Below are 20,705 nucleotides of genomic sequence, written 5' to 3'. Positions count from 1 at the left end.
TACGACATGACCGACCGACCGACCGTCCTCGTCACAGGAGGCGCGGGTTATATTGGCTCGCATGCCTGCCGCGCCCTCACCGCCGCCGGCTATCGGCCCGTCGTTTACGACAATCTCACAACAGGTCATCGCAGTTTCGTTGCCGGAGAGCTCGTGACGGGCGATCTGCTCGACGGCGCGGCGCTGGCGCGCGCCTTCGCCGACCACAAGATCACGGCGGTGATGCATTTTGCGGCAGCCAGCCTCGTCGGCGAGTCCATGACCGACCCGCAGAAATACTATATCAACAACGTCCAGGGCACGCTGTCGCTGCTCCAGGCGATGCGGAATGCCGGCTGCCATCGCATCGTGTTCTCCTCGACCGGCGCCGTCTACGGCAATGCCGATTCCAAGGCGCTGCCGGAAGACTTCCCCTGCGCACCGATCAATCCCTACGGCGCCTCGAAATGGATGATCGAGCGGATGCTCGTCGACTATCGCGCGGCTTATGGCTTCGGCGCATTCTGCCTGCGCTATTTCAACGCCAGCGGCGCCGATCCCGCCGGCGGCATCGGCGAGCTGCGTGACAACGAGACGCATCTCATTCCGCGTGCGATGATGGCGCTGCAGGGGCATGTCGACTTTGCCGTGTTCGGCGACGACTACGCCACGCCCGACGGCACCGCGATCCGCGACTACATCCACGTCACCGACCTCGCCGCCGCACATGTCGCGGCACTGAAGCTGCTCGAACAGGGACATGCCGGCGGCAGCTTCAATCTCGGCACCGGGTCCGGCTTCTCGGTGCGCGAGATCCTCAACGCCATCAGGCAGGAGACCGGGCGCGAGGTGCCGCACACGGTCAAGCCGCGCCGGGCCGGCGATCCCACCTACCTGGTCGCCGACGCCTCGGCCGCGCGAAAGGTGCTGAACTTCGTACCGCGCCATTCCGACCTCGCCACGGTGATCCGCACCGCCTGGGCCTGGCACCAGAAGGCGCATCCGCTTAAGGCCCGTTAAGCAACCGTAACATCCGTACCTTGCCTGCCGTGCCCCCAAACGGCTAGAATGCATGTTCACCGCCGCCGTTGGCGTATCGCCAACGGCCGCATTCTTTGGCATCGCCGACGATGAGGTCGGGATGCATGGCTCGGCCCATTTGGCGCGAGCCGATTTTTCCGAGCGTCAAGGCCATGATCAGATCCGCGCGCCGGCCTGTCATCAGGCGCGGATTCTCAGGAGTTTCGACCACATGCATCAGGCTGCACGCCTGGAGTTCGAGCGCGTGATGGATGAGTTCGTCCGCTGGCATGTCGTACCCACGGACGAGCGCTCGCCCGCGCCTGCCTGGTGGTGGGGACCTGCTATGGCGGTGGTCGACGACCAGGAGCCGATGAGCTGCTCATGGTGTGCCGAGCTTGGCCTGAACGAAGGCACGAGCTTCGCCGAAGGCGCGCGCACGATCCTGTCGCTGTTCGTCGAGCAGACCTCGCTGACCGGGCCGCAGGATTTTCCAAGCATTGCAGAAGGCGCAGACCACGAGGTCCGCGAGCTTCATCCACTGCCGTCAGACGACAGCGCGTTTCAGCCGTAACGCCGCAGCTTCCTTCGCGGCAAGGTCCGGCTCGGGCTGCAGCGGCGGCGCCACCGGCAGAACCATCGGCCGCAGCAGCTCGGCCATCTGCCTGGCCGGCAGCGGCTTGGAGATGAGGAAGCCCTGCATCTCGTCGCAGCCATGGGTGCGCAGGAATGCCTCCTGCTCGGCGTTCTCGACGCCTTCGGCAACGACCGTCATGCCGAGCGCCTTGCCCATGCTGATGATCGCCTGCGCGATGGCCTGATCCTCCGAATCCTGCGGCAGGTCGCGCACGAAGGAGCGGTCGATCTTGATGGTGTCGATCGGGAAGTGCTTCATCAGCGACATCGAGGAATAGCCGGTGCCGAAATCGTCGATGGCAAGGCGAATGCCGCGGCTCTGGATGGCATCAAGCACCTTCAGCGCGCGACCGACATTGCGCATCATCATGCTCTCGGTGACCTCGAGCTGCAGCAGCACCGGCGACATGCCGGAGGCCGCCAGGGCCTCGTCGACATCCTGCAGCAGATGCTCGTCGGCGAACTGCCGCGGCGACAGGTTCACCGCCATCGACAGCGGCAGCAGGCCGCGGCGCTGCCAGGCCATCGCCTGCGCGCAGGCCTCGTTCAGCACCCAGCGGCCGATCGGCACGATCAGCCCGGTTTCCTCCGCGAGCGGAATGAACTGCGCGGGCGAGACGTTGCCGAGCTCGGGATGGGTCCAGCGCAACAGTGCCTCCACGCCGGTGATCTGGCCGGTCTCCATGTCGACCTTGGGCTGGTAGTTCAGTGAGAACTGCTCGCGCTCCAGCGCCCGGCGCAGCGCGCTTTCCAGCGACAGCCGCTCGATCGACTGCGTCTTCACCTCCTTGGAGAAGAAGCGATAGCCGTTCTTGCCGTCCTCCTTGGCGAGATACATCGCCATGTCGGCATTCTTGGTCAGCGTCTGCGCATCGGAGCCGTTGGCCGGATACATCGCGATGCCGATCGAAGCCGTGGTGTGGCACTCGTGGCCGGCGAGCTCCATCGGCTCGGCGAGCGCCGTCAGCAGCCCGGTCGCGATGTGCTGGACGTCGTCGATCTCGCCGCACTGGTCGAGGATCACCACGAACTCGTCGCCGCCGAGGCGCGCAACGACGTCGCTCGCCCGCAGCGCGCCACGCAGCCGGTTCGCGACCTCGAGCAGGAGCAGATCGCCGGCCTCGTGGCCAAGCGAATCGTTGATGACCTTGAAGCGGTCGAGATCGATGAACAGCACCGCAAAGCGGCGATCGTGGCGCTGGGCCTCGTCGATCGCCTCGCGCAGCAGCCCGTTGAAGGTCTCGCGGTTCGGCAGATCGGTCAGGCTGTCATGCGAGGCGAGGTATTCGATCCGTTCGTCGGCCCGGTTCTTCTCGTCGGCGCGATCGAAATTCTCCATCGCGAAGGAGACGTTGTCGGCGAGACGCTGCAGCAGCTCGACGAACTCGACCGTGAAGGTTTCCTGCTCGGTCGACATGTAGATCATGACGCCGACAGCCTTGTCGTGGGTGATCAGCGGGAACGCCGCGCCTGACCGCGCGCCGTCGCCTTGCAGCACGGCATGGAAGGCGCTGACGCGGCTGTCGTTGACATAGTCGTTGCTGACACAGGGCTGCCGCGTGCGGAACGCCGTGCCGCTCATGCCGCGGCCTTCCGGCCGGTCGGCGTCGATGGAGAGACGAACATTGCGAGTGGTCTCGGCGGACGGCCCCGCGGCCGCGACGATCGCGAGCTGGTCGCTGTCGGCGCTGAGAAGCGCAATGGTCGTGGAGGTGAACTTGCCGCCGGTGGAGGCGGCCTGACAGACCAGCTCGAACAGCTCGCTGCGCGACTTGGCGCGCACGATCGCTTCGTTGGTGGCGCTCAGCGCCGCGAACATGCGCCTCAGGCGTTCCTTCTGCGCCTCGGTTCGCGCCCGCTCCTCGGCCCGGTCGAAATTGTCGAGCGCAAAGGAGACGTTTTCCGCGAGGCGCCCGAGCAGCTGGATCAGGTCCGGCGTGAACGTGCCTTCATCCGGCGAGAGGAACAGCAGGATTCCGATGGCATCGGTTCCGTTCTTCAGCAGCGGGAAGCAACCGCCGGATTTCGTGCCTTGATCCCGCGCGACCCGGCGCCAATGCGTCGCGCGAGCATCCGTGAGCAGATCGTTGGAAACACAGGGTGCCCCGGTGCGAAATGCGGTTCCGGCCAGTCCCCGCCCCTCGGGCTCGTCGGCAGAGGTCGCGAAGCGCCACTTTTCGACGTGATGGCGGCATTCGCCCTTGGTGACGGCGATGTCGAGATTGCGTCCGCTCAGATCCACCATCGCGATGGTGGCTGACGAGAAGGTGCCGCCGAGCACAGCGGCGTCGCAGACCGCCTCGAACAGCTCGGTGCGGGTCTTCACCCGCATGATCGCTTCGTTGGTCGCGCTCAGCGCCTCCAGCATGCCGCGCAGGCGATTGCGCTGCAACTCGGCTTTCGCCTTTTCATCCGCGCGGTCGAAATTCTCGAGCGCGAAGGCGACATTGGCCTGCAGCCGTTGCAGCAGCTCGACGAATTCGGGCGTGAACGTGCCGCGCTCCGGCGAGTTGAAGAGAAAGATGCCTTCGACGCGGGCGCCGTTGAAGAGCGGCAGCGCCGCGGAGGAGCCGATGCCGTTGCGGCGGGCATTGGCCTGCCAGGGCTTGATCCGGTCGTCGGACAGCACGTCGTTGCTGATGCAGGGCTGGCGCGTCCGGAAGGCGGTGCCGGTGAGCCCCCGCCCCTCGGGAATTTGATCTGAGGTGGAGAACTTGAAGTTCCGAACCATATCCGCGTTCGGCCCATAGCAGGCGACGACGCGAAGCAGCTCGGCTTCGTGATCGACCAGCGCGATGTTGGCCGAAGTGAACTTGGCGCCCTTCGCCGTCGCTTCGCAGACGAGGTCGAACAGCTCCGCCCGCGAGTGTGCGCGCAGGATCGCCTCGTTGGTCGCACTGAGCGCCGCATACATGCGCGCGAGGCGCTCTTCCTCTGCGGCGATCCGTGCCTTCTCGGCCTCACGGTCGAAATTGTCGATGGCGAAGCAGACGTTCTCCGCGATACGCAGCATCAGCCCGACGATTTCCTCGTCCCTGGCCCAGGACTGGCTGAGGAAAGACAGGATCACGCCGATGCTTCGGCCATGCTTGATCAAGGGCGCCGCGACAACCGCGGCGACGCCGGTGTTGATATTGGCCTGCTCCCACGCTGTTCCCTTGGTGCGGCGCGCGAGATCGCGCTCGACGATGGGCTTCTGTGTCCGGAACACTTCGCCTGAAATCCCGCCTCCGTAGGGATTCTCGGGGTCGGTGGAGTAATGGGTCCGCGCCACGATCTCCAGATTCTCGCCGGTGCCGGCGACCGGCTTCAGCCAATGCGAATCCTGCTCCTTGAGCAGGACGAAGGTCGCCAGCGACTTGCCGCCATGCACGGAGGCATCGCAGACGAGCTGGTAGAGCTCCTGCTCGGTCTTGGCGCGCAGAATGGCCTCGTTGGTGGCGCTGAGCGCACCGAACATGCGGTTGAGCCGCCGCGTCGCCCGATCGCTGCTCTGCCGGGCGGTCTCGCGCGCGAAATTCTCAAGCGCATAGGACACATTGGCCGACATGCGCTCGAACAGCGACACCATCTGCGCGTCAAGCGAGCCGGCCTCGCTGCGGGTCACGAACAGCACGCCGACGCTCTCGCCGCTGCATAACAGCGGCACCCCTGCCGCCGCACCGATATGCGCTTTCGCCACGCCCTCGCGCCACGCCAGCGAGCGCGGATCGTTCAGATAGTCATTGCTGATGCAGAGCTTCCGGCTGCGAAAGGCTTCGCCGCCGACGCCGGAGCCCTCAGGCGTGCCGTCTTCCGTGGTGATCTCGATCGCGCGCAGGCGCGCCACGTCCTCGCCGCAACCGGCCGCAAAGCGCAACCGCCTTCCGTCCGGGCCAACCAGGAACACGGCCACGGCCAAGAAATCCCCGCTCGAAAACCCGGCGTCGCAGACCTTCTGGTACAGCTCGTCCGGCGATTTCGCGTAGAGGATCGCTTCATTGATGGCGCTCAACGCCGCAAAGGTGCGCGCGAGTGTCGTCGGCACGATCTCAACTCCCGGGCATTTCTGCCGATTTCTCCCGGGTGCTTTATGAACGGGGATCGCCTAAGTGGTCGTTATTGCGCGCTGCAAACCCTCCATCAAAGTGAACGAGCGGCGAACGAGGCGCACCAAACTGTCGGGAATGCCGCCGCGCGGGATGAATCGTCGACGAAAGGCGCGCTCTCTTTACGAATTTGCAGCCCTGTATTGGTTTACGGGAGATTGATATCGCGCCCGCGCTTTGAGACGATGGCTCCCAACAAGCAGCCCGTTAAGGGCACAATGCCGGGGAAACGCCATGCCGATCGTCAGGGCCGACCGCCTCACGCGCATCAGCGCCGCTCTGCTCCAGGCGGCCGGAGCTTCCGAGGAAGAGGCCGACGCGGTCGCAACGGGCTGCGTCAACGCCAATCTCGCCGGTCACGATTCCCACGGCGTGATCGCGGTTCCCACCTACATCGATCGTATCAAGGCCGGACACATCGTTCCCGGCGCCAAATGGACCATCGTCCAGGAATCGCCAACCACGACCGTGATCGACGGAAATTGGGGGTTCGGCTTCCACGTCAACGCCAAGGCGATGGCGCTGACGATCGAGAAGGCCAGGACGGCGAATGTCGCCGCCTGCACCGTATTCCGGCAGAGCCATGTCGGCCGCCTCGCCGCTTATCCCTTGATGGCGATGCGCGAAGGCATGATCGGGATCGCGACGGCGGATTCCGGCCGCTCGCCGAAGCATGTGGCACCATTCGGCGGCAAGGAGGCGCGGCTCGGCACCAACCCGATCTCGATCGCCGTGCCGTCCGATCTCGATGCGCCGTTCTATCTGGACATGGCGACCTCGGCGGTCGCGGCCGGCAAGATCCAGCTCGCGGTCGCGCGCGGCGAGGAAATTCCGACGGGATGGATCATCGACGCCGACGGGCGGCACACCACCGATCCCACGCAATACCGCAAGGGCGGCGCGCTGCTGCCGCTCGGCGGCACCGAGGGTTACAAGGGTAGCGGTCTTGCCGCCATGGTCGAGGTGCTGTGCGGCCTGCTCACCGGATTGGGATTCGGCGTCGAGCCGACCGGGCGGCACAATGACGGCTGCTTCATGGCGGTGTTCAACGTCGCCGCGTTCCGCCCGTTGCAGCAGTTCAAGTGCGAGGTCGCGGAATTCGCGCAATACCTGAAATCGACCCCGCCGTCCGAGGGCAGCGCGGGCGTCTACTATCCCGGCGAGATCGAGGGCGTACGCGAGCAGCAGCGCCTGCGCGACGGCATCGAGATCGAAGATGCCACCTGGGAGAAGCTGCGCGCGCTGGCGCGTGACTACCGGCTCGACACGATCCTCGATCTGGCCTGACGCAATCCGGAGAACAGCAGCATGAATCGGCAGATGGTACTGGTCGGCTTCCTCCAGGCGCAGAACTGCACCAACTTGCCGAGCTCCTGGCGGCATCCGGACTCGCGCGACGATTCGATGTCGGCGGATTACTACCAGGAGATCGCGAGGATTCTCGAAGCCGGCAAATTCCACATGGCGTTCTTCGACGATCGGCTGGCGATGCCGGACCGCTACGGCAACGACCACGCCCACACCGTCGAATACGGCATCCGCTGCGTGAAGATGGATCCGCTGATCGTGCTGACCACGATGGGCATGGTCACCGACAAGCTCGGCCTGGGCGCGACCTGCTCGACCACCTATTACGAGCCGTTCGACGTCGCGCGGCGTTTCGCAACGCTCGATCTGATTTCCGGCGGACGCGCGGGCTGGAACGTCGTCACCTCGCTCAATGACGGCGAGGCGCTCAACATGGGGCGCGACTCCCATCCCGAACATGATTCCCGCTACGACAAGGCCGACGAGTTCATGGAGGTCGTGCTCGGTCACTGGGATACGTGGGAAGACGGCGCGCTCATCATGGACAAAAAGAGCGGCCGCTTTGCCGATCCGACCAAGGTGAAGCGGCTCGATCATAAGGGCGCCGCCTTCAAGTCCCGCGGTCCCTTCACCGTGCCGCGCTCGCAGCAGGGCCATCCCGTCATCATCCAGGCGGGCGCGTCCGGCCGCGGCCAGCGCTTTGCCGGGCGCTGGGGCGAAGTGATCTTCACCGCCGCTCGCAATCTCGCCGCCGCCAAGGACGGCTATGCGGCCGTGCGCAACGAGGCCGCGAAAGCCGGCCGCGATCCCGATCAGATGTTCCTCTGCAATCTGACGACGCCGGTCTGCGCCGCGACCAAGGCCGAGGCTGAAGACAAGATGGCACTGATCAACAAGCTGCCGCTCGAGATCGACGCGCTGTCGCTGCTCGCCGAAGCGCTCAACTACGACTTTGCCTCCAAGGGTCTCGACGAGCCGCTGACGACGGAGGAGCTGACGAGCATGCAGGGCATTCTGGGCATCCGCGACGGCGTGCTGAAGACATCAGGCAAGAGCAATCCGAGCGCGCGCGACTTCGTCACCTTCTCCGGTCGCGGCCAGGTGCATGACGCCATGGTCGGCGGCCCCAAGGAGATCGCGGACAAGCTCGAAGAGATGTTCGTCGAGCGCGGCTGCGACGGTTTTGTCATCGCGGCGACCTATGTGCCCGGCTCCTACGCCGACTTCGTGCAACACATCGTGCCGGAGTTGCAACGACGCGGCTTGTTCCAGAGAGAGTATCGCGGCAAGACGCTGCGGGAGAATCTCGGCTTGACGCGGCCCGTCGCTGGCGCGTGGAAAGTACAGCCGCGCGACGCCGCGGAATAACAAGGATACATCATGCGCTGGCTGAAATTCACCGCCTCGAACAAGACCTCGTGGGGAATCGTCGAGGGCGACCAGGTTATCTCGGTCGACGGCGACCCGTTCGGCGAATGGCAGCGCACCTCGCGCACGCATCCGCTCAGCGCGGTGAAGATCGAGCTGCCGCTGATCCCGCGCACGTTCTACTGCGTCGGCCTGAACTATCTCAAGCACCTGAAGGAAGCCGCCGACAAGCGCGGCGAGGTGCCCGCCGTCCCTGAAAGACCCGAGATCGGCTACCGCGCGCAGAACGCGCTGATCGCGCATGACGAGGACGTCGTCATCCCCTCCTTTGCGACGGAGAAGATCCACTATGAGGGCGAGCTCGCCGTCGTGATCGGCAAGAAGGTGAAGCACCTCTCGGCTGAGAACGCGATGGATTGCGTGTTCGGCTACACCATCGGCAACGACGTCAGCGAACGCAGCTGGCAGAAGGCCGATCGCAGCCTGTGGCGCTCGAAGAACGCCGACACGTTCAAGCCGATGGGGCCGTGGATCGAGACCGAGGCTGATCTTGCCAGGATGGAAACGATCGTCCGGGTCAACGGCAAGGAGACCAACCGCTTCGCTACCGGCGACATGATCTTCGGCGTGGTGCCGTTCCTGGTCGAGCTGACCAGATATTTCACGCTGTGGCCGGGCGACGTGATCTGGATGGGCACCGACGGAGCGTCGCCGGACATCAAGCACGGCGACGTCGTGGAGATCGACATCACCGGTGTCGGGACGCTGCGGAACAGGTTTGTGCGGGAGGGGCAGTAGCGGAGGTGCCGTTGCTGTAGTTGCCGTAGGATGGGTAGAGCGCAGCGAAACCCATCACCAGGATCCGTCTCGGATAGATCTTGATGGGTTTCGCTATCGCTCTACCCATCCCACGAAACTCTCTCAAAACGGCAGCGCCACGCCTGTCTTGATCTCCTTCAGCACCACATTGCTGCGGACATAGCGGATGCCGGGAATGCGGAACATGAACTCGTCGAGGAAGCGGTTGTAGGCAACCATGTCCTGCACGACGACGCGCAGATGGTAGTCGGCATCGCCAGTGGTCGCAAAGCACTCCAGCACTTCGCGGCGCCTGGTGACGCGGGAGACGAACTCGTCGACGAACTTTGCGTCATGCCGCTCCAGCGACACGTGGAGGATGGCCGACATTGCAAAGCCCGCCTGCTCGCGCGCGACCAGCGCTGCGTAGCCCTGGATGACGCCGCTCTCTTCCAGTGCCCGCACCCGGCGCCAGCAGGCCGAGGTGGACATGCCGACCTCGTCGGCCAGTTGCTGATTGGTGGCGCGGCCGTCCTTCTGGAGATGGGTGAGAATCCGCGTGTCCTGCTCTTCGATCATGGAGGGCTCTCGGTTTGATCGAATCTACCAAACTTTGCCTCTTTTTGCAAAATTCTACCGAATAACGATTTCGTGCGGGAGAAATAGGTAAGACCTACCAACTTCCCAGGCATACCCTTCCACCTATCGGCAGGATGCCGCGCGAGGTCCGCCATGGACGCCATTCCCTCTCTCGACAGTTACGAGCTCTCCGACCGCTATGACCGCGAGGAGGGCCGCGTCTTCCTCACGGGCACGCAGGCCATCGTCCGCATCGCGCTCGACCAGGCGAGGCGCGACCGGGCGCGCGGCCTCAACACGGCGGGCTTCATCTCCGGCTATCGCGGCTCGCCGCTCGGCGGCATCGATCTCGAGCTGTGGCGCATCCAGCAACGGCTGAAGCAGGACCGCATCGAATTCCTCCCCGCCGTGAACGAGGACCTTGCGGCGACAGCGGTGCTCGGCTCGCAACAGGTCGAGACGCAGGCCGACCGCGAGGTCGATGGTGTGTTCGGGCTCTGGTACGGCAAGGGCCCCGGCATCGATCGCTCCGGCGATGCGCTCAAGCACGGCAATGCCTATGGCTCCTCCCCGCATGGCGGCGTGCTGGTGGTGGCCGGCGACGACCATGGCTGCGTCTCCTCCTCGATGCCGCACCAGTCCGACGTCGCCTTCATGAGCTGGTTCATGCCGACGCTGCACCCGGCCGATGTCGGCGAATATCTCGCGTTCGGCGAATATGGTTACGCGCTGAGCCGCTTCTCCGGCATGTGGGTCGGCTTCAAGGCGATCTCGGAGATCGTGGAGTCGGCCGCATCCGTCGCGCTGCGTCCGCCGCGCCTGTTCCGCACGCCCGAGTTCACGCCGCCGCCCGGCGGGTTGCATTATCGCTGGCCGGATCTGCCGGGCCCGCAGATCGAGGAGCGGTTGGAAGCCAAGAAGCACGCGGTCTACGCCTTCGCAAAAGCCAATCCGATCGACCGCCACATCTACGACATCCCCGGCGCGACCTACGGCATCGTCACGACAGGCAAGGCGCATCTCGACCTGATGGAGGCGCTGCGGCTGATGGGCCTCGATGAAGCCGCCTGCCGCCGCATCGGCATCGACGTCTACAAGGTCGGCATGGTCTGGCCGCTGGCGCTGCATGACGCCATGGATTTCGTGAAGGGCAAGCGCGAGATCCTGGTGGTCGAGGAGAAGCGCGGCATCATCGAGAGCCAGTTCAAGGAATATTTCTACGACTATCCCGGCAGCAAGCCCGAGCGCATGGTCGGCAAGCACGACGAAACCGGCGCGCGGCTGATCTCATGGATCGGCGAATTGTCGCCGCGCGCGCTGGCGTCCGTGCTGGCGCGGCGGCTCGATCCGATGTTTCCGGGCCTCAATCTCGCCGCGCGGGCCGCTGCACTGCTCCCGGAGACCGAACGATCCATCAACGTCGCGGGCGCGACGCGCACGCCCTATTTCTGCTCGGGATGTCCGCACAACACCTCGACGAAGGTGCCGGAGGGATCGAAGGCGCTGGCCGGCATCGGCTGCCACTTCATGGCGAGCTGGATGGATCGCGAAACGTCGTCGCTGATCCAGATGGGCGGCGAGGGCGTGAACTGGGCGGCATCGTCGCGATTCACCGGCAACAAGCACATCTTCCAGAATCTCGGCGAAGGCACCTATTATCACTCGGGCTCGATGGCGATCCGGCAGGCGATCGCCGCCAAGGCCAACATCACCTACAAGATCCTGTTCAACGATGCCGTCGCCATGACGGGCGGGCAGCCGGTCGACGGCCCCGTCAGCGTGCACGCCATCGCGCACAGCGTCCGCGCCGAGGGCGTTGAGCGCATCGCGCTGGCGTCGGACAATCCCGAACAGTTCCGGCCTGCGGACCTCCCCATCGGCGTCACCATCCATCCGCGCGAGGAGATGGATTCCGTGCAGCGCGAGCTGCGCGATATCCCCGGCGTCTCCGTCCTGATCTATCAGCAGACCTGCGCCACCGAGAAGCGACGGCGGCGCAAGCGCGGGCAGATGGCCGATCCCAAGCGCTTTGCCTACATCAACGATCTCGTCTGCGAGGGCTGCGGCGATTGCTCGGTCGAATCCAACTGCCTCAGCGTCGAGCCGAAGGAGACGCCGTTCGGCCGCAAGCGCCAGATCAACCTGTCGGCCTGCAACAAGGATTTTTCCTGCCTCAACGGCTTCTGCCCGAGCTTTGTGACGGTCGAAGGCGCGACGCGCCGGAAGAAGAGCGCGAGCGAGATCGACGCGATCGGCCGCGCCGCTACACTGCCCCTGCCGGCCCCTGCAATGCTCGAGCGTCCCTACGACCTGCTCGTGACCGGCGTTGGCGGCACCGGCGTGATCACAGTCGGCGCACTGATCGGCATGGCCGCACATCTGGAGCGTCGCGGCGTCTCGGTGCTGGATTTTACAGGCTTCGCGCAAAAATTCGGGCCCGTGCTGAGCTACATCCGCCTCGCCGCCTCCCCCGACGCGCTGCACCAGGTGCGCATCGACCAGGGCGCGGCCGATGCGCTGATCGGCTGCGACCTCGTCGTCAGCTCCTCGCCAAAGGCGTCCGGCACCTATCACCGCGGCATGCGCGCCGCGGTCAACACCGCGGAGATGCCGACCGGTGACGTGGTCCGCTTCCGCGATGCCGATCTCGCCTCGCCCGCCCGGCTGCGTGCGATCCGGCAGGTCATCGGCAACGACAATCTCGGCACCATCAATGCCAACGCGCTGGCCGAGCGGCTGCTCGGCGATGCCGTCTATGCCAACATCATCATGCTGGGCTTTGCCTGGCAGCGCGGGCTGGTTCCGGTCTCGCTGCAGGCGATGCTCCGCGCCATCGAGCTCAACGGTGTCGCCGTCGATCGCAACAAGCAGGCTTTTGCGTGGGGCCGGATTGCCGCCGCCGATCCGGACTTTCTGCCGAAGACGGACGAAGCACCAAAGGCCGAGACGCTCGACCAACTCATCGCCCGCCGCGCCGATTTCCTCACCGCCTATCAGAACGGCGCCTATGCGGCGCGCTATCGCGCGATGATCGAAAAAGTTCGCAGCGCCGAAGCTCCCCTGAACAGCGAGGCGCTGACCGAGGCTGTCGCCCGCGCCCTGTTCAAGCTGATGGCCTACAAGGACGAGTACGAGGTCGCGCGCCTGCACATGCAAAGCGGCTTCCTTGACGAGCTCAAGCGCGAATTCGAGGACGGTTTTGGCGTCCAATATCATCTGGCGCCGCCGTTCCTGCCGTCCGAACGCGACGCGCGTGGCCGGCCGCGCAAGCGCGCGTTCGGCCAATGGATCCAGATGCCGCTCGCGGTGCTGGCGCGCTTGAAGCGATTGCGCGGGACGCCGTTCGATCCGTTCGGCTACACCGCCGAGCGACGCACGGAACGCGAGCTGATCGCCTGGTATCAGGGCGTGATCGAACGCATGCTCGGACAGCTCGATGCGGCGCGCCTGCCCGATCTCATCGCCATCGCCAAGGCTCCGATGGAGATCCGCGGCTATGGCCCGGTGAAGGACATCGCGATCGCCAAGGTGAAGCCCGAGGTCGAGCGGCTGCTCATGAATTCGACGACATCGGTAACACAAAAGAAGCGCGCCTCCGGTTGACGCGGCGCCGGCAAGGCTTCAGCCTCGGAGCCTGAGGGGCGCCCTGTCGGCGCCTCTGCAATCAGGTGAGGCATCATGGATTTCGACCAGTTGACCCTGACCCAGGCCACCGCCGACCTCCGCGCCGGAAAAGTCACGAGCACATCGCTCACCACGGAAGCTCTTGCCCGCGCCAAAGCCAGCGCCGACCTCAATGCTTTCGTCACCCTGGACGAGGCCGGCGCCTTGAGGGCGGCGGCTGCGTTCGATGCAGCAGGTGACAAGACAAAGCCGCTCGGCGGCGTGCCGATCGTGATCAAGGACAATATCGAGGTCGCGGGATTGCCCTGCAGCGCCGGCACACCGGCGCTGAAGAACTACGTTCCGAAGGCCGATGCTCCGGTTGCCGCGAAACTGCGGGCTGCGGGCGCGGTCATCATCGGCAAGACCAGCATGCACGAGCTCGCCTTCGGCATTTCCGGCTACAACACCGCGTTCAAGACCGGCGCCGAGTTCGGCGTGCGCAACGCCTATGATCGCACTCTCATCGCCGGCGGCTCATCATCCGGGACGGGCGCTGCGATCGGCGCACGGATCGTCGCCGGCGGCCTCGGCACCGACACCGGAGGATCGGTCCGCGTGCCCGGCGCGCTGAACGGATGCGCTTCGCTACGCCCGACCGTCGGCCGCTATCCGCAAGCCGGCATCGCGCCGATCTCGCACACCCGCGACACCGCTGGCCCCATGGCCGCCACCATGGCTGACGTCGCGTTGCTCGACCGCGTCATCGCGGGCGGTGATGCTATCGCGCCGGCGGATCTTGCGGGAGTGCGCATCGGCCTCGTCAGATCGATGCTGACCAATCTCGACGCTGACACCGACGCCGCATTCCGGACGGCAATCGCAAAGCTAGGGGCGCAGGGTGCCACCGTTGTCGAGATCGAGATGCCGCAACTGGCCGAGCTCAACAGCCAGGTCAGCTTTCCGGTCGCGCTCTACGAGGCCTATGACGATCTGGTCGCCTATCTCAGGCACACCGGCACCGGCCTCAGCATCGAGGCGCTCGCGAACGAGATTTCCAGCGCCGACGTCAAGGGCACCTATGATGGCCTGGTGATCCCGCGAAAACTGCCCGCCCCCGACGGCACGCTGGTTGACGCCAAGCCGATCTACGACGACGCCATCAAGTCCGCGCGTCCCGCGCTTCAGGCGCTCTATGGCAACACCTTCGCCGCCAACAAGCTCGACGCCATCGCCTTCCCGACCACGCCGCGCGTGGCGATTCCCTCCAACCCGGAGTCCAGCAGCCTCGAGAATTTCGGCCTGTTCATCCAGAACACCGATCCTGGGAGCAATGCGGGGATTCCCGGCATCCAGATTCCGATCGCGCTGGGGGCGACGAGTAGACTGCCGATCGGGCTTGAACTGGACAGTTCCGCGGGGAGCGACCGTCGCCTGCTTGCGATCGGCATGGCGCTCGACACCGTGTTCGGGCGGTTGCCGCCGCCGCGCTGACGCTGCCGTAGGGCGGGCAAAGCGAAGCGTGCCCACCATTTTCGATGATGGAGAGAGATCGTGGGCACGGCGCGGTGCGCCTTTGCCCATCCTACGGGCTCAGAACGAATGTCCATCCCCTCACCCTGAGGAGCTTGCGAAGCAAGCGTCTCGAAGGGCGAGGCCACAGTCGGGCCTTCATCCTTCGAGACGCGCGTTCCGCGCTCCTCAGGATGAGGAGCAACATTCTCACGAATACGGATTGATCAGCTTCTGCTGCTCGGCGCTGTGATGCACCAGCGTGTCGATGAAGGTCCTCACCTTCGCCGACAGATGATGCCGGTGCGGATAGACCGCGTTCATCGACATCTCGACGGGACGATATTCCGGCAGCAGGCGCACCAGCCGCCCGGCTTCAAGATCATCCTGAATGAGAAATCCGGCCATCAGGCAGACGGCAGCCCCCTCCAGCGCCACTTTCCGCAGCGCTTCCCCGCTGTTGGTGACGAAGCTGCCGGAGATGCGGACCGAAGCCGGTGCACCCTTGCGATCGAAGAAGCGCCATTCGTCGCCGAACGGATAATTCAGGTGACGGCCGCAATTATGCGTGGTGAGCTCGTCAAGCTTCTGCACCCGGCCGTGCTTCTCGAGATAATCGTGGGAACAGCACAGCACGTGACGCCAGGTGGCGAGGCTCCGCACGATCAGGCTTGAATCCGGCGGCGGGGTCATGCGCAAGGCAACGTCATAGCCCTCCTCGATGAGGTCGATGTCGGCCTCGCCCATACGCAGATCGATCTTCAGTTCCGGATAGAGCGACAGGAGCTTCGCCACCACCGGTGCGACGAACGGCACCATGTGGGTGGCGACATGGATACGCAGCGTGCCGCGCGGCTCCGACTGCAGTTCGCCGGCGATATCGTCGGCCTGTTCGAGATCGGCGAGGATCTGGGTCGAACGGTCGTAATAGGCCTTGCCGATTTCGGTGAGACTCACCTTGCGCGTGGTGCGGTTGAGCAGGCGAACGCCGAGCCGGTCTTCCAGCGCCTGGACATGGTTGCTGACCATGGTCGTCGACATGTTGAGGCGGCGGGCGGCAGCGGAAAAGCCGCCGTTTTCGACCACCCGGACGAAGGCTGTGAGGCTGGTGAAGCGGTCCATGATCTCCGGCTCCAATTATCCACTCTCGGTGGATAATGCTTCCATTGTTTCCGGGATTATCACAACAGCCGGGACAACGCATCTTGCCACCATCAACAGCGCCCCGTTCGGATCGGGGCGGTTGGGAATTGCCGAGGATGCCATGTCGAACGCTTCGTACGTCACTGAAAACAATGAGAAAATCGGCCTCCGCCCGTCCGGGCAGGCGATCAAGCGGGCGGCCATCGGCCTCGCGCTGGTGCTCGGCATCGCTGTGGCCAGCGACTACGGCTACGACTATCTGAAGACCGGCCGCTACCTCGAATCCACCGACGATGCCTATGTGAAGGCCGATTCCACGATCATCGCGCCAAAGGTCTCCGGCTACATCGCCAAGGTGCTGGTTGGCGACAACGAGAAGGTCAGAGCCGGCCAATTGCTGGCCACGATCGACGACCGCGACTTCAAGACGGCGCTCGAGCAGGCCCGCGCCGATGTCGCCGCAGGCGAAGCCTCGGTGCGCAACATCGACGCCCAGCTCGAGCTGCAGCAGCCCATCATCGAGCAGAGCACCGCCGATGTCGCGGCGGCCGACGCCAATCTGAAATTCGCGCAGGAGGAACGCGCCCGCTACGACGATCTGATGAAGTCGGGCTCGGGCACGATCCAGCGCGCGCAGCAGACCGACGCGGCACTCCGCGCCAGCAACGCGCAATTGCAGCACGCCAAATCCGGCCTCGTCGCCGCGCAGCGCAAGGTCGACGTGCTCACCACCCAGCGCGCCCAGGCCACGGCCCAGCTCGAACGCGCTCGCGCAGTCGCGGAGCAGGCCGCGCTGAACCTGTCTTATACCGAGATCACCGCGCCGGTGGACGGCACGGTCGGCGCCCGCTCATTACGCGTCGGCCAGTACGTGCAGGCCGGCACGCAATTGATGGCGGTGGTGCCGCTCGATGCGGTCTATGTCGTCGCGAACTTCAAGGAGACGCAGCTCACGCATGTGCGTCCGGGTCAGCCGGTCGAGCTGCGCGTCGACAGTTTTCGCAATCGCACGCTGCATGGCCATGTCGACAGCCTGTCGCCGGCCAGCGGACTTGAGTTCGCGCTGCTGCCGCCCGACAATGCCACCGGCAACTTCACCAAGATCGTGCAGCGCGTGCCGGTGAAGATCGTGCTCGACGACCACAGCCTCACGGGACTGCTGCGCCCCGGCATGTCCGCGGTGCTAACCGTCGACACCAAGGCGGCCGTGGTGGCGGAGCAGGAGACCGCGAAGCGCGTTGCAGATAACGCGCCACGCCCGAACGGCAGCTGACGCGGGAGGACCCGGCAGGATTTTCAAATCCTGCCGGATAATCCTTCCAGGGCTTTCCTGATTATCGAAACCATCCGCCTAACGCATCCTGTCTCAAAGACCGAGACGAGGCTTCCATGAGCACGCTTCAACCGACCGTCAACGCTGCATCCGCCGCCAACCTCCCCGCCCCTACCGCGCCCGCCACACCGGCGGTCTCCGCCAAGACCTGGATTGCCGTGATCGGCGCCACGCTCGGTGCGTTCATGGCGGTGCTGAACATCCAGATCGTCAACGCCTCGCTCGCCGACATCCAGGGCGCGATCGGCGCCGGCATCGACGACGGCGGCTGGATCTCGACCTCCTATCTGATCGCCGAGATCGTGGTGATCCCGCTGTCGGGCTGGCTCGCGCAGGTGTTCTCGATCCGCATCTACCTGCTCACCAACGCGATCCTGTTCCTGGTGCTGTCGGCGGCCTGCGCGCTGGCGCAGGACCTGCCGCAGATGATCGTGCTGCGCGCCGTGCAGGGCTTCACCGGCGGCGTGCTGATCCCGATGGCCTTCACGCTGATCATCACGCTGCTGCCGCGCGCCAAGCAACCGGTCGGCCTCGCGCTGTTCGCGCTGTCGGCGACGTTCGCGCCCGCGATCGGCCCGACCATCGGCGGCTATCTCACCGAGAATTTCGGCTGGCAGTACATCTTCTACGTCAACCTCGTGCCGGGCGCGGTCATGGTCGGCATGCTCTGGTACGCGCTCGACGCGAGGCCAATGAAGCTGGCGCTGCTGCGCGAGGGCGACTGGGCCGGCATCATCACCATGGCGATCGGCCTGTCCGCGCTGCAGACCGTGCTGGAGGAAGGCAACAAGGACGACTGGTTCGGCTCGCCCTTCATCGTCAAGCTGAGCGTGATCGCGGCCGTCGCCCTGACTGCGTTCCTGATCATCGAGCTCACCGTGAAGAAGCCGCTGCTGAACCTGCGCCTGCTGGTCCGCCGCAATTTCGGCTTCGGCATGCTCGCGAACTTCCTGCTGGGCGTCGCGCTGTACGGCTCGGTCTTCATCCTGCCGCAATATCTGTCGCGCATCCAGGGCTACAATGCCGAGCAGATCGGCATGGTGCTGGCATGGACCGGCCTGCCGCAACTCCTGCTGATCCCGCTGGTGCCGCGGCTGATGCAGCGCTTCGACGCGCGGATCATCATCGGCATCGGCTTCGTGCTGTTCTCGGCCTCGAACTTCATGAACATCTACATGACGAACGACTACGCCGCCGACCAGTTGCTGTGGCCCAACGTCGTCCGCGCCATCGGCCAGGCGCTGGTGATGGCGCCGCTGTCGGCGGTGGCAACGTCGGGCATCGAGCCGGAGAATGCGGGCTCGGCCTCCGGCCTGTTCAACATGATGCGCAATCTCGGCGGCGCCGTCGGCATCGCGCTGCTCCAGACCGTGCTGACCAAGCGCGAGCAATATCACTCCAACGTGCTGATGCAGTCGGTCTCGGTGTTCGAACAGGCCACCCGCACGCGGCTGGAACAGCTCACGCAGTATTTCGTCAATCACGGCGTGCTCGACCGTGCCGATGCCGCCCATCGCGCCTATGTCGCGATCGGCCACACCGTGCAGAAGCAGGCCTACATCTTCGCTTTCAGCGACACCTTCTATCTGCTCGGCATGGCGCTGATCGTGGCGCTCGCTGCCGTCCTGTTCCTGAAGAAGCCCGGCCAGGCGTCGGCCGGCGGAGCCCATTGAGATCAACCCCGCAAGCAAGGAGAACGACCATGAAACCCCGCATGAATTTCTACCAGGCCGCCCCCGACACGATGAAGGCGCTGATGGCGCTGGAGGAGCAGATCCAGTCGACCGGTCTGGAAAAATCGCTGATCGAGCTCGTCAAGATCCGGGCGTCGCAGATCAACGGCTGCGCCCTCTGCATCAACATGCACACCGAGGACGCCCGCAAGCGCGGCGAGACCGAACAGCGCATCTATCTGCTCAACGCCTGGCGCGAATCTCCGCTCTACACCGACCGCGAGCGCGCCGCGCTGGCCTGGACGGAATCCGTGACGCTGATTTCCGAGACGCACGCGCCAGATGATGTCTACGAGCAGGTTCGCGCACAGTTCTCGGATGCGGAGACGGTGAATCTCACCATGCTGATCGGCGCCATCAATGCCTGGAACAGGATCGCGATCGCGTTCCGCGCGGTGCATCCGGTGAAGGTGAAGGCCTCGGTGGCGTAAGACATTCGCAACTGTCATGCCCCGCGAAGGCGGGGCATCCAGTACGCCGCGGCCTCTCGGTTCAATAACAGGCGTCTCTGGAATACTGGATCGCCCGCCCCAGTGCGCAATAGCGCACAAGGCGGGCGATGACACTCTCGTGGGGTGGGTGTGGCTTAGACCGCCGTCGCCTTGGCGAACTCCACATAGATCTCGCGGAGCCGCGTCGCGATCGGGCCGGGCTTGCCGTCGCCAATTGTCTTGCCGTCGAGTGCGACCACCGGCTGCACGAACGACGAAGCCGAGGTGATGAACGCTTCCTTGGCGGCGAGCGCCTCGGCGACCGTGAAGGAACGCTCCTCGACGCGGAGCTGGCGTTCTTCGGCAAGCGCGATCACCGCCTTGCGGGTGCAGCCCGGCAGGATCGCGTTGGAATTCTTGCGGGTGACGATGACATCGTCCTTGGTCAGAATGAACGCCGACGACGAACCGCCCTCGGTGATGTAGCCGTCCTGCAGCATCCAGGCTTCGCCGGCGCCGGCTTCCGCCGCGGCCTGCTTCGCCAGCACCTGCGCCAGCAGCGCCACGCTCTTGATGTCGCGACGCTCCCAGCGGATGTCGGGCACGGTGATCACGTTGATGCCGGTCTTGGCCACCGCGGCGTTGACGATGTCCTTCTCGGAGGTGAACATCACCAGGCTCGACTTGACGTCGCCCTTCGGAAACGGGAAATCGCGGCCCTTGTCGGCGCCGCGCGTGACCTGGAGATAGACGAGACCGCTCTCGATCTTGTTGCGCGCGATCAGCTCCTTCTGCAGCTCGGTGATGCGCTCGACCGTCTCCGGCAGCTTGAGCTTGATCTCGCCGACTGACCGCTCCAGCCGCGCCAGATGCGAGGCGTTGTCGACCAGCTTGCCGTCCAGCACCGCCGAGACCTCGTAGATGCCGTCGGCGAACAGGAAGCCGCGGTCGAGCACCGAGATTTTGGCTTCCGAGAGCGGGACGAATGAGCCGTTGACGTAGGCGATCGAGTCCAAGGCAGGTCTCCTGGGGGAATGGGGTTGCCCACCGGTATAGGAGATTTGCCGGGCCCGATAAACCCTGCTCTTCGTCATCCCGGGGCGCGCGTAGCGCGAGCTATGATGCGCAATTGCGCATCTGAGGATCCATACTCCCGATGGTGGTTATGGATTCC

Annotated in this window: 14 protein-coding genes; 10 read left to right on the top strand and 4 right to left on the bottom strand. The window is 65.0% G+C overall.

Features of this window, described 5'->3' with window-relative positions:
• The first annotated feature begins 6 nt into the window (after positions 1 to 6).
• Positions 7 to 999: a UDP-glucose 4-epimerase GalE gene (galE, locus tag VGR99_RS06580; RefSeq protein WP_326897516.1), complete on the top strand. Its 993-nt coding sequence runs from the start codon at positions 7 to 9 to the stop codon at positions 997 to 999.
• 232 nt (positions 1,000 to 1,231) lie between these two features.
• On the top strand, positions 1,232 to 1,573 hold the full coding sequence (locus VGR99_RS06575) for a hypothetical protein (protein ID WP_326897705.1): 342 nt from the start codon (positions 1,232 to 1,234) through the stop codon (positions 1,571 to 1,573).
• On the opposite strand, the gene VGR99_RS06570 is transcribed toward VGR99_RS06575, so the two are convergent.
• The gene (locus VGR99_RS06570; RefSeq protein WP_326897515.1) at positions 1,547 to 5,662 is read right to left on the bottom strand and encodes a bifunctional diguanylate cyclase/phosphodiesterase; all 4,116 of its coding nucleotides are present in this window, start codon (positions 5,660 to 5,662) and stop codon (positions 1,547 to 1,549) included. The genes VGR99_RS06575 and VGR99_RS06570 overlap by 27 nt on opposite strands.
• A gap of 295 nt (positions 5,663 to 5,957) precedes the next feature.
• Here VGR99_RS06570 and VGR99_RS06565 point away from each other — a divergent pair, with 295 nt between their 5' ends.
• From VGR99_RS06565 to VGR99_RS06555, 3 genes are read left to right on the top strand one after another with little or no spacing between them, the layout of a single operon-like run.
• Positions 5,958 to 7,010, top strand: a complete 1,053-nt coding sequence (locus tag VGR99_RS06565) for an Ldh family oxidoreductase (protein WP_326897514.1) — start codon at positions 5,958 to 5,960, stop codon at positions 7,008 to 7,010.
• Between the two features lie 21 nt (positions 7,011 to 7,031).
• A complete protein-coding gene (locus tag VGR99_RS06560) occupies positions 7,032 to 8,399 on the top strand; it encodes an LLM class flavin-dependent oxidoreductase (RefSeq protein ID WP_326897513.1) in 1,368 nt (455 codons plus the stop codon).
• A gap of 12 nt (positions 8,400 to 8,411) precedes the next feature.
• Positions 8,412 to 9,197: a fumarylacetoacetate hydrolase family protein gene (locus VGR99_RS06555; protein ID WP_326897512.1), complete on the top strand. Its 786-nt coding sequence runs from the start codon at positions 8,412 to 8,414 to the stop codon at positions 9,195 to 9,197.
• A gap of 123 nt (positions 9,198 to 9,320) precedes the next feature.
• Here VGR99_RS06555 and VGR99_RS06550 read toward each other — a convergent pair whose 3' ends face one another.
• Positions 9,321 to 9,776, bottom strand: a complete 456-nt coding sequence (locus VGR99_RS06550; RefSeq protein WP_326897511.1) for an Lrp/AsnC family transcriptional regulator — start codon at positions 9,774 to 9,776, stop codon at positions 9,321 to 9,323.
• Between the two features lie 153 nt (positions 9,777 to 9,929).
• Between VGR99_RS06550 and VGR99_RS06545 the strand changes: the two genes are divergently transcribed.
• Positions 9,930 to 13,379, top strand: coding sequence for an indolepyruvate ferredoxin oxidoreductase family protein (locus VGR99_RS06545; protein ID WP_326897510.1), 3,450 nt, complete (start codon positions 9,930 to 9,932; stop codon positions 13,377 to 13,379).
• A 75-nt stretch (positions 13,380 to 13,454) separates the two neighbouring features.
• Positions 13,455 to 14,873: an indoleacetamide hydrolase gene (gene iaaH / locus VGR99_RS06540; protein WP_326897509.1), complete on the top strand. Its 1,419-nt coding sequence runs from the start codon at positions 13,455 to 13,457 to the stop codon at positions 14,871 to 14,873.
• 228 nt (positions 14,874 to 15,101) lie between these two features.
• Here the strand turns inward: iaaH and VGR99_RS06535 are convergent, their stop codons facing one another.
• Positions 15,102 to 16,013, bottom strand: coding sequence for a LysR family transcriptional regulator (locus VGR99_RS06535; RefSeq protein ID WP_326897508.1), 912 nt, complete (start codon positions 16,011 to 16,013; stop codon positions 15,102 to 15,104).
• 142 nt (positions 16,014 to 16,155) lie between these two features.
• Between VGR99_RS06535 and VGR99_RS06530 the strand changes: the two genes are divergently transcribed.
• From VGR99_RS06530 to VGR99_RS06520, 3 genes are all read left to right on the top strand, one after another.
• Positions 16,156 to 17,307 (top strand): HlyD family secretion protein, encoded by a 1,152-nt coding sequence (locus VGR99_RS06530; RefSeq protein ID WP_326897507.1) that lies wholly within the window; start codon positions 16,156 to 16,158, stop codon positions 17,305 to 17,307.
• A 116-nt stretch (positions 17,308 to 17,423) separates the two neighbouring features.
• Positions 17,424 to 19,040, top strand: a complete 1,617-nt coding sequence (locus VGR99_RS06525; protein ID WP_326897506.1) for an MDR family MFS transporter — start codon at positions 17,424 to 17,426, stop codon at positions 19,038 to 19,040.
• Between the two features lie 29 nt (positions 19,041 to 19,069).
• Positions 19,070 to 19,531, top strand: coding sequence for a carboxymuconolactone decarboxylase family protein (locus VGR99_RS06520; RefSeq protein ID WP_326897505.1), 462 nt, complete (start codon positions 19,070 to 19,072; stop codon positions 19,529 to 19,531).
• A 155-nt stretch (positions 19,532 to 19,686) separates the two neighbouring features.
• Here VGR99_RS06520 and VGR99_RS06515 read toward each other — a convergent pair whose 3' ends face one another.
• Positions 19,687 to 20,547 carry a D-amino-acid transaminase gene (locus tag VGR99_RS06515; RefSeq protein ID WP_326897504.1) on the bottom strand — a complete coding sequence of 287 codons (861 nt, stop codon included), beginning with the start codon at positions 20,545 to 20,547 and terminating at the stop codon, positions 19,687 to 19,689.
• Positions 20,548 to 20,705 lie beyond the last annotated feature (158 nt).

It is taken from the genome of Bradyrhizobium sp. (genome assembly GCF_035935975.1).
Taxonomy (GTDB): Bacteria; Pseudomonadota; Alphaproteobacteria; order Rhizobiales; family Xanthobacteraceae; genus Bradyrhizobium.
Note: the sequence above shows the minus strand (reverse complement) of the source record. Positions and strands in the feature narration are given on the sequence as shown.